Annotated in this window: 15 protein-coding genes; 6 read left to right on the forward strand and 9 right to left on the reverse strand. The window is 68.8% G+C overall.

Annotation, left to right across the window (positions count from 1 at the left end; genetic code table 11):
- Positions 1 to 82 precede the first annotated feature (82 nt).
- Complete coding sequence (locus PV363_RS12625) at positions 83 to 550, forward strand: PPOX class F420-dependent oxidoreductase (protein WP_220365118.1); 468 nt, start codon at positions 83 to 85, stop codon at positions 548 to 550.
- On the opposite strand, the gene PV363_RS12630 is transcribed toward PV363_RS12625, so the two are convergent.
- The 7 genes from PV363_RS12630 to PV363_RS12660 form a co-directional block, all read right to left on the reverse strand.
- Entirely contained in the window at positions 513 to 1,181 is a 669-nt protein-coding gene (locus PV363_RS12630; protein WP_301022491.1) for a hypothetical protein, read from the reverse strand. The genes PV363_RS12625 and PV363_RS12630 overlap by 38 nt on opposite strands.
- A 38-nt stretch (positions 1,182 to 1,219) precedes the next feature.
- Positions 1,220 to 2,137: a sulfite exporter TauE/SafE family protein gene (locus PV363_RS12635; RefSeq protein WP_301022492.1), complete on the reverse strand. Its 918-nt coding sequence runs from the start codon at positions 2,135 to 2,137 to the stop codon at positions 1,220 to 1,222.
- A 93-nt stretch (positions 2,138 to 2,230) separates the two neighbouring features.
- Positions 2,231 to 3,172 carry a superoxide dismutase gene (locus tag PV363_RS12640; protein ID WP_301022493.1) on the reverse strand — a complete coding sequence of 314 codons (942 nt, stop codon included), beginning with the start codon at positions 3,170 to 3,172 and terminating at the stop codon, positions 2,231 to 2,233.
- Positions 3,173 to 3,219: 47 nt separating this feature from the next.
- Positions 3,220 to 3,630 (reverse strand): VOC family protein, encoded by a 411-nt coding sequence (locus PV363_RS12645; protein ID WP_301022494.1) that lies wholly within the window; start codon positions 3,628 to 3,630, stop codon positions 3,220 to 3,222.
- A gap of 27 nt (positions 3,631 to 3,657) precedes the next feature.
- Positions 3,658 to 4,413, reverse strand: coding sequence for an SDR family NAD(P)-dependent oxidoreductase (locus PV363_RS12650; RefSeq protein ID WP_220341723.1), 756 nt, complete (start codon positions 4,411 to 4,413; stop codon positions 3,658 to 3,660).
- Between the two features lie 15 nt (positions 4,414 to 4,428).
- A complete protein-coding gene (locus PV363_RS12655; protein ID WP_301022495.1) occupies positions 4,429 to 4,689 on the reverse strand; it encodes a helix-turn-helix transcriptional regulator in 261 nt (86 codons plus the stop codon).
- On the reverse strand, positions 4,689 to 5,177 hold the full coding sequence (locus tag PV363_RS12660) for a DUF2975 domain-containing protein (RefSeq protein WP_220345120.1): 489 nt from the start codon (positions 5,175 to 5,177) through the stop codon (positions 4,689 to 4,691). The genes PV363_RS12655 and PV363_RS12660 overlap by 1 nt, the downstream gene beginning before the upstream one ends.
- A 90-nt stretch (positions 5,178 to 5,267) precedes the next feature.
- Here PV363_RS12660 and PV363_RS12665 point away from each other — a divergent pair, with 90 nt between their 5' ends.
- The 4 genes from PV363_RS12665 to PV363_RS12680 all read left to right on the forward strand — a co-directional run bounded on the left by PV363_RS12665 (position 5,268) and on the right by PV363_RS12680 (position 7,834).
- Entirely contained in the window at positions 5,268 to 5,909 is a 642-nt protein-coding gene (locus PV363_RS12665; RefSeq protein ID WP_220341726.1) for a hypothetical protein, read from the forward strand.
- Between the two features lie 61 nt (positions 5,910 to 5,970).
- Positions 5,971 to 6,432: a VOC family protein gene (locus tag PV363_RS12670; RefSeq protein ID WP_220341727.1), complete on the forward strand. Its 462-nt coding sequence runs from the start codon at positions 5,971 to 5,973 to the stop codon at positions 6,430 to 6,432.
- 45 nt (positions 6,433 to 6,477) lie between these two features.
- Positions 6,478 to 7,104: a hypothetical protein gene (locus PV363_RS12675; protein ID WP_301022496.1), complete on the forward strand. Its 627-nt coding sequence runs from the start codon at positions 6,478 to 6,480 to the stop codon at positions 7,102 to 7,104.
- A gap of 205 nt (positions 7,105 to 7,309) precedes the next feature.
- Positions 7,310 to 7,834 carry a putative immunity protein gene (locus PV363_RS12680; protein WP_220345123.1) on the forward strand — a complete coding sequence of 175 codons (525 nt, stop codon included), beginning with the start codon at positions 7,310 to 7,312 and terminating at the stop codon, positions 7,832 to 7,834.
- A gap of 13 nt (positions 7,835 to 7,847) precedes the next feature.
- Here PV363_RS12680 and PV363_RS12685 read toward each other — a convergent pair whose 3' ends face one another.
- Positions 7,848 to 8,330, reverse strand: coding sequence for a GNAT family N-acetyltransferase (locus tag PV363_RS12685; protein WP_301022497.1), 483 nt, complete (start codon positions 8,328 to 8,330; stop codon positions 7,848 to 7,850).
- Positions 8,331 to 8,381: 51 nt separating this feature from the next.
- On the opposite strand from PV363_RS12685, the gene PV363_RS12690 reads away from it, so the two are divergent.
- Entirely contained in the window at positions 8,382 to 9,092 is a 711-nt protein-coding gene (locus tag PV363_RS12690) for an SDR family oxidoreductase (RefSeq protein ID WP_301022498.1), read from the forward strand.
- Positions 9,093 to 9,096: 4 nt separating this feature from the next.
- Here the strand turns inward: PV363_RS12690 and PV363_RS12695 are convergent, their stop codons facing one another.
- Positions 9,097 to 9,585, reverse strand: coding sequence for a GNAT family N-acetyltransferase (locus tag PV363_RS12695; RefSeq protein WP_220341732.1), 489 nt, complete (start codon positions 9,583 to 9,585; stop codon positions 9,097 to 9,099).
- Positions 9,586 to 9,998: the final 413 nt, after the last annotated feature.

Genomic DNA, 9,998 nt, shown 5'->3' on the forward strand with positions numbered 1-9,998 from the left:
CCGTGGGGCGTCTCGATCGGCCTGCTGAAGGATCGGTTCGCTGTGGGCTTGATGGTCAACATCTCAGTGGCGGGCTGACGTCGTGCCTGGGCGCATCGCCACCGCTGACACGGTCGACCGCGAGGCGCTGCTCGCGTTCCTGCGCGGCCGCAGCCATGCCGTGCTGCACACGACCCGCAAAGACGGGTCTCCGCAGATGAGTCCCGTGACCTACGGAGTCGACGGTGCCGGGAGGGTGGTCGTCTCGACCTACCCCGAACGCGCCAAGGTCGCCAACCTCCGGCGGCGTCCCGCCGCCTCGGTCCTGTCGCTGGGGGCGGACTTCAACGACGCCTGGGTGCAGGTGGACGGCACAGCAGAGGTCATCGATCTCCCGGACTCCGTCGAGCCGTTGGTGGAGTACTACCGGGCCATCTCCGGGGAGCACCCTGACTGGGACGAGTACCGTCGGGCGATGGTCGAGCAGGGCAAGTCGATCATCCGCATCTCGATCGAGCGGTGGGGGCCGGTCGCTACGGGCGGCTTCCCGCCTCGGCTGGCCGAGGGCTGACCGCGACGAGCTCCACCTCGTCGTCCTGACCCGGCCACCGACCGAGCAGGGCGTACGGCGACGGTGTCCCGCGCTGAAGGTCTGCGCCGACAAGCACGCGGCGGACCACCAGCGAGGCCTGGTCGGCGTCGACGACTGTCTGCTCGGCGTCGCTGCGAGCCACCGGCGCCACCACCTCGGGGACCGGCGTGCCGGGCGAGCCGCTGCCTGTCACGAACGTCGTGGGCTCGCGCCGAACGAGGCCGGCATCGGTCTCGACGAACTCGTCCGCCTGGCGACCGCCCGTACGGATGGCCGCGAGTGCCGCCTGCACGTAGACGGGGTCGCCGCACCCGTCGTACACCCACCGCCGGCCCAGGACGGAGTGGTCCATGGTGGTGATCAACGCCGCATCGGCACCCTCGAGAGCGGACGCCCGGTAGGTCAGCGGCACCTGCAGGAGCGGACCTCCCGGTGTGCGGACGAGGAACGTCTCGATGCCGACCTCGCCGTCGGGATCGTCGAAACGGAAGGCGCCGACGCGTTCCAGCGCTCCGTCTGCCGCCGACCGACCCCACGGTTGCGTCGGCACCCACTGCCGGAGGAGCTCGAGCTTCGTCGGGCGGATCTCTGCCTGATAGAGGTGAGCCATGCCGACATCCCACCACGGCGGAGAGTCGCCGCGCCCGGTCAGACGACCGAGGCGCTCTCGCTCGGCTCGTCAGCCTCTGCCAGCTCCTGGTCGCGCTCCGCGCGGTGGCGCTTGAACGAGTACACGACCGCCGAGACCCACAGTGCGACGATGACGATGTACGCCACCGACCGCAGGCCCCCCGCGGCATCGATCCAGTCGCTCGTCAGCAGGGTCCGGGTGTTGGTGAGGACGATCAGGCCGCCGACCAGCGACCCGAGGACACGCGGCGGGATGTGGCGGACCAGCCACGCCGCGATCGGCGCGGCGATCGCGCCGCCGATGAGCAGTGCCAGGGCCCAGGTGTAGTCGACGCCTGCCGACCCGATGCCGACGATGAATCCGAGGCTCGCGGCGATGGCCACGAGGAACTCGCTGGTGTCGATCGAGCCGATGGTCTTGCGGGGCTCGAGGCGTCCGCTGGCGAGGATCGCCGGTGTGCCGACCGGCCCCCAGCCGCCCCCGCCGGTGGCGTCGACAAATCCTGCGAACAAGCCGAGGGGTGTGAGGAACCGCTTGCGGAGAGGCTTGCCGAGGTTGCCCTTGGGCAGCCCTTTCGCGGTGAACCGTACGAGGATGTACAGGCCGAGGGCCAGGAGGATCACCGACATCAGCGGCCCGGCTGCCTCGGTGGAGAGGCTCGAGAGGAATGTCGCACCGGCGAACGCGCCGATGGCGCCGGGGATGCCGATCTTGGCGACGACCTTCCAGTCCACGTTGCCGAACCTCCAGTGCGCCGCACCGGAGACCAGCGTCGTGCCGATCTCGGCCAGGTGCACGGTGGCCGACGCGGCCGCGGGGTTGGTCCCGATCGCCAGGAGGAGCGTCGTCGACGTCACCCCGTACGCCATGCCGAGGCTGCCGTCCACGAGCTGCGCGCCCAGCCCGACGAGCGAGAGCAGTACAAGAGTGCGCATTGTGTCCCCACGAGATTAGGTAAGTCACTAGGTTCGGTACACAATGACAGAGTTCCGATCACCGTGCAAGAAACTCGCCCGGTCGAGGTCGGACTAACGGCGCGTGCGGGGAACCCGCGTGACCCAGTACGGGGTCTGCGGGGTCGGGGGAGTCCCGAACCGGGCGTTAGGAAGATAGAGCCACGGTCCGAACGCCGCCACGGTGGTCGGGACGTCGAAGCGAGGGCTCGTGATCTGGTCGACCAGGCGGCCGGTCGTGCCCCGTCGGTCGAGGCGGAACACCGCGATCGTGTTCAGCCGGTTCTGGACGACGTACAGGGTGCGTCCTTGGAGGAGCATGCCGTCGCCGTTGGTGAGGACGTAGCCACCCAGGTCGACGATCCGCGTCCGGCCCGTCCTCGTGTCGACGCGGTGCAGCTCGCCGCGCTCGGACAGCACCACGAGCAGGGCGCGGCCGTCGGGGGTCTCGGTCAGCCCGTTGGCGCCGAAGCCGGTGCCCTGCTGCCAGTCCCCGGACAGCGGCAGCGTCACGACGTCGTCCGGGTCGGCCGGGCGCCCGCCGCGACGGAGGGGCACGCCGTACAGCTGCGGCTGCAGCGAGTCGGTGAACCAGGCGGTGCGCCTGGTCAGGACGACGTCGTTGATGAAGCCGGCGCCCGTCGTGAACGGGTACGACGCGAGGGTGGCACCGGTCCGGGTGTCCACGATGCGGCCGGTGCCGGAAGGACCCCCGGCGACGTACAACCGTCCTCGACGATCCGACTTGAGGCCGGCCGCGGCCGTACCCGGTCCCTGGCTGATGACCGCGCCCCTGCCGGTCCGCAGATCCACCTCGTAGATGTCGCCGTCGGCGAGCGAGCCGAACCACGCGGTCGGTCCAGGACCGATCGCGATGCCCTCGGGCTGGAACCCGTCAGGGAGCGGGAACTCGGCCGGGAACGCCCGGGGTGTGGCGGTCGCCACCGACGTGGCGGGGGAGAGGACCGCTGCTCCCACGGCGAGCGCGATCGCGAGGACAAGTCGACGTGTACGCATGTCCTCACGCTAGACACATCACGCCCGCCTTGCACCGCCAAGCAGCCTCAGGCGACGAAGATGCAGAACGGATGCCCCGAGAGGTCGGCGAACACGAACAACGGCTCGTCGGGATCGTCGCTGCGGTCGAGGATCAGCTCCGCGCCGAGCGCCTCGGCACGCTCTCGGTGGCGGTGCAGCGCGGCGGCGTCCGGGACTGTGAAGTCCAGGTGCAGCTGCATCGGGACGTCGTCCTTGGGCCAGGTCGTCCGCGTGAGCTTCTCGACCTTCTGGAAGGAGAGCACACGGTGGCCACTCTCATCGACCAGGACCAGCCAGTCCGGCTGACCGTCGTCGTCGGCACCGGGCTCGTCGCCGGCCCGGTAGTCGAGACCCAGGAGGTTGCGGTAGAACTCCGCGAGCTCACGGGGGATCGTCGAGTCGAGGACCGAGGTCTGGAGTTGGGGGTAGTCGCTCATGCCGCACCACGCTAGCGGGATCGTGCCTTACACGAGGCTCGCCGTGAGCCCGCCGTCGAGGACGTAGTGGCTTCCGGTGATCCACTCGGCGCGGTCGGAGGCCAGGAAGCAGGTGACCTCGGCGACGTCGGCCGGCGTCCCGAGCCGTCCCTGTTTCGCCCCGACGAGGTCGGCGAACGGGACCTGCGTGGCGTCCTCGAAGTCAGGCCGCAGCCGATCGACCATCTCCGTGTCGACGAAGCCGGGGCACACGGCGTTCACTCTGACCCCCGAGGCGCGGAGCTCGATGGCCGCGACGCGGGTGAGCTGGATGAGCGCCGCCTTGGTCGCGCAGTACGAACCCAGGAGCGGGCTGCCTCCGAGGCCGGCGACAGAGGCGATGTTGACGATGTTGCCGCCCGACTCGACGAGGTGGGGGACAGCCGCCTTCGTGGCCACGAACGGCCCGCGTACGTTGACGGCGAAGATCCTGTCGAAGCTCTCCGTCGACTGCGTCACGAGCGGACTCGACACCTCGATGCCGGCGTTGTTGACGAGCACGTCGAGCCCGCCCAGCAGGCCGACGGTCTCCGCGATCGCGGCACCGACGGCGGCCTCGTCGGAGACGTCGCAGCTCGCCGTACCCGCGGCGTCCAGCTCACGGCGAGTCTGCTCGGCGGCGTCGGCGTCCGCGTCGCTGATGACGACCCGTGCCCCGCGCTCGATCGCGAGCGCCGCGATGGCGCGACCGATGCCGCGGGCGGATCCGGTGACGAGGACGCGCTTTCCGGTGAGCTCTGACATGGGAGGAGGCTAGCGTCAGTCGTGGGCCAGGGGGTGGACCTCGCCGAGGGTTGCTCGCCCGTCGTACGGATCGTCGGGCTCCCAGCGCAGCAGGTCGCCGGGCTGGCACTCGAGCACCTCGCAGAGGGCCGCGAGCGTCGTGAACCGTACGGCTTTGGCGCGCCCGTTCTTGAGGACGGCCAGGTTGGCGGGGGAGATGCCGACCCTCTCTGCCAGGCCGCCCACGGACATCTTGCGCTTGGCCAGCATCACGTCGATGTCGACGACGATCGGCATCAGATCACCTCGTCCAGCTCGGCACGGAGATGCTGCGCCTCGGTGTCGCGCGCGACCGCCTGCGCCAGAAGCATGCGCAGCACGAGGACCAGGAGAGCGACTCCCGCGATCATCGTCCCGAGCCCGCCGATCAGCAGGACGACGCCGGGGGCGACTGCTTCTCCGGGGGCGAGCACGACTCCTAGGGCATAGGTCAGAGCCGACGCGACGGCGATCGCACCGATCACGACGTCGACATAGCGGAACGCCGAGTGCGAGAAGACGGTGCCGCGACGCACCATCGTCAGCAGGCGCCACACACAGAGCATCGTGACCTGCGTAGTGGTGACGCCCAGCAGCACGATGAGGACGAACGGGACGCGCACCGCGGTCGGAGCGTCGTCGAGATCTGCGGCGAGCAGCGGCACCATCACCGCTTGGATGAAGACCGAGCCGACCAGCCCGATCACGATGACGATCCGCAACGCGAGAACGGCGAACTGTCCCATCGGCTTCTCCTCTATCGAAAGACGATGCTAACCTATCGTTATTCGATAGCCTCGGCAAGAGCGCCTCGTCCTCGGCCTAGGGTTTCCTGAGTGGGCACCACGCTGCGGTTCGCCGGTCGTATCGCCGGTTGGGGCACGGCTTCGGGGACGCGGTTCGTCGTCGGGCGATGGGATGTCTCGCCGTACGGATCCTTCGCGGACGTGATGCTCGAACGTCCCAGCGGGGAGCGGTCTCTGCTCGCGCCGTCGGAGGAGATCGCGCGGCTGGTCGCCTCCACCTACCAGTTCGACAGGGTCGAGGTCGTCCCCGTGGTCGTCGCCGACGCGCCACCGGGTGGACATCGGTGGCGGATCTCTGCCGGCCCGCTCGTCGCGGAGCTCACCATCGGAGGCCGGACCACGCTCGGCCGCCTGCTGCGGCTGGTCCCGCCTCGGGTGGCCACCTCGGTGAGCGCGACAAGGGTTACGGATCCGGTCGCGCGGCTCCTTCTGCAGGGCGTACGGACGCGGGGGAGCGCGGGGTCGGGCAGACGGGAGTACTACGGCGCGACGGACGTGCACCGTCTCGACGCCGTACGCACCTCCTGGGCGGGCGAGGACCTCGGACCCATGGGGGCGGTGGATCCTCCGGTGCGGTTCGGCTTCGGGTCCACGCCTGCGGCGCCGGCGGTGACGGACGTCGTGACCACGATCGTGCTGGCTGACAGCGCTCGGGGCGACGTCTGGGGATGATTCTGTCGGCGTTCGGTGGGAGGGTGTCGGCAAGGAGACGGAGACGAACGGAGCCAACGCCATGAGCCGCCAGATCCAGGTCACCTTCGACGCCCGCGACCCCCGAGCACTGTCGACGTTCTGGCGCGACGCGCTGGGATACGTGCACCCAGGCCCGCCGGGGGTCGAGCTCTCCGAGGGAGACGACCCGCTCGCTGCCTGGGACGAGTTCCTCGAGCGGCTGGGCATGCCGCGGGAGCAGTTCAACTCACGATCGGCCATCGAAGACCCGGAGGGCAAGGGCCCACGCATCTTCTTCCAGCAGGTGCCGGAGGACAAGGTCGCCAAAAATCGCGTCCACCTCGACGTGCGCGCTGCGCCTGGCCTCCAGGGAGTCGAGCGCATGGAGGCGTTGGAGGCGGAGTGCGAGCGCCTGGTGTCGCTCGGGGCGACGAGGGTGGGTCGCTACGAGCCCTCACCGCCGATGGGCGCGGGACACATCGTGATGACCGATCCCGAGGGCAACGAGTTCTGCCTGGACTGACACGTTCGTCGGCGCGGCGTCCGTGCGCGCTGCTACCCTCCGCGAATGCCCGCCGAGAGTGACGCCGGACCTGATCGCCTTCCGTCGAGGCGGCGCCACCTCTCCCGGCAGATCGCAGTGCTCGGTCTGTCAGCGGCGGCGGGGTTCGCCGCGATCGGCGTCGGCGTTCACACGTTGGTCAACGCCGGGCCGCGGATCGAGGATCACGGGTTCGACGAGAGCACCGCAGGCGTCGCGCTATCGAGCCCCGTGGCCGGCCCGGCGACATTGACGATGGATCTCGGACCGGTCTGCTTGGACGACGAAGGCTCGGTCGAGCTCGTGTCCGTCGTTCCCTATCGTCCGCTCAACGGGTTCAGAGTGACCGACTTCGGTCTCGTGGATTCGGTCGTGATCGGAGAGGCGACGACCTCGGGGATCGAGAACGAGCGCTCCACGTTCGCCGAAGCGCTCGAGGGCAGATCCGTGACACGGACCTTGACGCACGAGTGCGTGTCGGACGGGTCGTCTCCCAATCTGATCGTGGAGCTGCGCAAGCCTGCTGCTGAGAGCGTCCAGGCCCTCGGCTACCACGTCCACTACACCAGCGCGGGTCGCTTGCACCGGACCTTCAACGGCCTCGGCATGCACTTCTGCGAACGCGAGGCGCCTCGGTTCTGCGAACGGGTGTGATCGTCATCGCGGGATCGTGCAGGTCTGGATGTTTTCCTCGCCATTTGACCGGAACCATAAGACTAGGGACAGGTCGGTCACGCCGACGATTCTGAGACCTGCGGGGTCTTGCGGCAAGCCTCCACGTCCGTTATAGATCGAACATGAGGGCACCGGTGGGTGCTCTCTTCTGCTGTTCAGGCCACGGGCGGGAGGGGCGCAGGCTGTGATCTTGCCGAAGGTGCGTGACGACCGGTTCATCACGACCCGCCGGGGAGGGACGCTGACCGACTCCGATCACCGGCTCCTGGCGCTCTGGGCCGCTGCGTGCGCGGAGCACGTGCTCCACCTCTTCGAGTCGGTCCAGCCTGGGGACCCGCGGCCGCGCTTCGCGATCGAGCAGGTACGAGCGTGGGGGAGAGGCGAGATCCGCATGTCCGAGTCCCGCGCCGCGGGCGGGCACGCCATGGCGGCGGCACGAGACCTGCGTGGTGCGGCACGACACGCCGCCTTTGCCGCGGGTCAGGCGGCGGTGACTGCGCACGTCGCCGCCCACGAGCTCGGCGCTGCGGCGTACGCGATCAAGGCGGCGCGCGCTGCCGCGCCCGCCGCCGCCCAGGACGCCGGACGGATGGAGTGCCGGTGGCAGCGCGAACAGCTTCCCGAGGCGATCCGTGACCTCGTCCTTGATGATCAGCGGCTCCGCAATCAGATCTGCTGGTCGGTGTTCGACTCAGGTCCCCCTGTCTGAGGCCGACTGGCCGTCACTCGAGATACAACCGGAAGCCCTCGGCCTCGGCCTGGAAGCCAAGACTGCGATACAGGTCGTGGGCGCCGTCGGAGGCATGCCGTTTGTGGGTGAGCAGCTGCACCTTGTAGGCCCCGGCGGCTCCAGCGTCTCGCAACAGGGTCTGCAGAAGGAGACTCGCCACTCCTCGACGCCTGTGCGCGTACGTCACGACCACCGCCTCGATGAAGGCGGTGGGCCGGCAGTCATAGGTGAGGTTGGGCAGCAGAGACAGGCACGCGGTTCCGACGGCGCCACTGTGGCACTCCGCGAGGTAGACCGTCACGTCCGACGTGTGCTGAATACGGGCCCACGTCGTGCTCTGGCGAGGTGATGCCTCGGGCGCCGCGGATGGAGGCGCCGGCACCGGAGCCAGTGCCTCGTTCTCTGCGAGGACTCCGAGCACGCTCGAGAGATCGTCGTCGCTCACTGCTGGGCGCACCCGATAGCGTGTCTCCACGCACGGCAGCCTAGGCGCTGGATGTCAGTAGTAGCAGGCAGGATCATCGACATGGACGGACGTGCTGTCGCGGTCACCGGTGCCGCGTCGGGCTTGGGCCGGCACATCGCGGTCGAGCTGCTCACCCGGGGCCGTCCGGTCATCCTTCTCGATCGGGACTCCGACGGCCTGGATGCTGCGGTCGATGAGCTCGGCGGGCAGGGGAGTCGAGCGACGGTGTCGGCGGTCGTGGCCGACCTGTCCACGCTGGACGGCATCCACGCGGCGGCTGACGAGCTGACCGGGCGATCAGACCTGGGCGGGCTGGTGAACAACGCGGGCGGCTGGCTTCCGGGCCATCAATATCCCGACGCGGACCCGGACGCGTGGCTGTCGGCGGTCACCCTGAACCTCCTCGCCCCCATGCTGCTCACGCAACGGTTGTGGCCCAGGCTCACGACGGGCGGTGGCGCGGTGGTCACGATCGGCTCCAGCGGAGGGATCGGTGACGACGCCTACGGGTCACCTGAGTACGCCGCGGCGAAGGCCGGCATCCGACGATTCACCACCAGCCTCTCCGCGCGCACCGACGTGCGCGTCATGGCGGTCGTCCCGGGGTGGATCGGCCTCGAGCGCGCTCACCGTGAGTGGGCTGCGCTGTCGCCCGAGCAGCAGCATGACGTCGGACCGCTCATCCCGCCGGCGGATGTTGCCGGCGTCGTCGTCTCACTCCTGACCGACGGCAGTCCAGGCGAGGTCGTCGACCTGATCGTCACCGCTTAGACGGTCAGCTCGACAGGTCTTTGAAGTACCGGGCTACCGGCCAGCGCTCGAAACCCGCAGTCTCGTAGGCGGCCCGTGCAGGGGCGTGGCCGGGATCATCGCCGGTCTCCACCATCACCATCAGCATCCCGGCCTCGCGTCCCCGCTCAAACGACCGATCCATGAGCGCCCGCGCGATGCCTTCACGCTGACGAGATGGATCGACGGCGATGACGTAGAGCTCGCTCATGCTGTCCTCGGGGTGCATCTTCGTGCAGACCCACCCGACTGGATCGGATCCGTCGAGCGCGACGTCGACGCTCTCCGACTCGTGGGCCAGCACTTCCTCGAGGTCTGCGTACTGGCGGGCGCGCCAGCCATCCGGATAGAACGCGTCGTAGACGAACGGAGAGACGGCCGACTGCATCAGCGGAAAGACAGGCTCCCAAGCCCGGATAGCCAGGTCGAGAAGCGCCTCGCGGTGCGCCTCCGCGTACGGGACGATGGTGAGCATGCGGGCAACCCTACGATGCAGCGAACGCCGCTCTCGCGCCTAACCACGCACTCCCGACAGTGCGCCGATAAGCGACATTATGTCAATCTGCAATCCGCTGTCTGCGTACTTCATCAGATGAATCAACGAGCAGCCAACCGCTCCACTGCCCGCGCCGGGATCCCTACGACTTCCACTGTGCTTGGATCGAACGCATGCCGAGCTCGTTGATCGAAGTCAGACGTGAGTACACGGATGCTCAGGAGGTGGCGTTGATGGACGCAGTGCATGACGCCCTCGTGGTTGCATTCAAGATCCCTGTCGAGGACCGGAACGTTCGGGTGCTCACCTACCGACCACATCAGATGGTTCACGGCACCGAGCCCGGGGTGGCCGATAGCTACACGCGAGTCACGATCGATTGCTTCTCTGGG

The sequence above is a fragment of the Mumia sp. genome (assembly GCF_028803055.1).
Lineage (GTDB): Bacteria > Actinomycetota > Actinomycetes > Propionibacteriales > Nocardioidaceae > Mumia.

Excerpts from the sequence above, each read along its gene's own strand:
- PV363_RS12660 (WP_220345120.1), bottom strand. The coding sequence starts at position 5,177 with ATGGGACAGTTCGCCGTTCTCGCGTTGCGGATCGTCATCGTGATCGGG.
- PV363_RS12695 (WP_220341732.1), bottom strand. The coding sequence starts at position 9,585 with ATGCTCACCATCGTCCCGTACGCGGAGGCGCACCGCGAGGCGCTTCTC.
- PV363_RS12630 (WP_301022491.1), bottom strand. The coding sequence starts at position 1,181 with ATGGCTCACCTCTATCAGGCAGAGATCCGCCCGACGAAGCTCGAGCTC.
- PV363_RS12655 (WP_301022495.1), bottom strand. The coding sequence starts at position 4,689 with ATGCCGATCGTCGTCGACATCGACGTGATGCTGGCCAAGCGCAAGATG.
- PV363_RS12650 (WP_220341723.1), bottom strand. The coding sequence starts at position 4,413 with ATGTCAGAGCTCACCGGAAAGCGCGTCCTCGTCACCGGATCCGCCCGC.
- PV363_RS12675 (WP_301022496.1), top strand. The coding sequence starts at position 6,478 with ATGCCCGCCGAGAGTGACGCCGGACCTGATCGCCTTCCGTCGAGGCGG.
- PV363_RS12645 (WP_301022494.1), bottom strand. The coding sequence starts at position 3,630 with ATGAGCGACTACCCCCAACTCCAGACCTCGGTCCTCGACTCGACGATC.
- PV363_RS12635 (WP_301022492.1), bottom strand. The coding sequence starts at position 2,137 with ATGCGCACTCTTGTACTGCTCTCGCTCGTCGGGCTGGGCGCGCAGCTC.
- PV363_RS12670 (WP_220341727.1), top strand. The coding sequence starts at position 5,971 with ATGAGCCGCCAGATCCAGGTCACCTTCGACGCCCGCGACCCCCGAGCA.
- PV363_RS12690 (WP_301022498.1), top strand. The coding sequence starts at position 8,382 with ATGGACGGACGTGCTGTCGCGGTCACCGGTGCCGCGTCGGGCTTGGGC.
- PV363_RS12640 (WP_301022493.1), bottom strand. The coding sequence starts at position 3,172 with ATGCGTACACGTCGACTTGTCCTCGCGATCGCGCTCGCCGTGGGAGCA.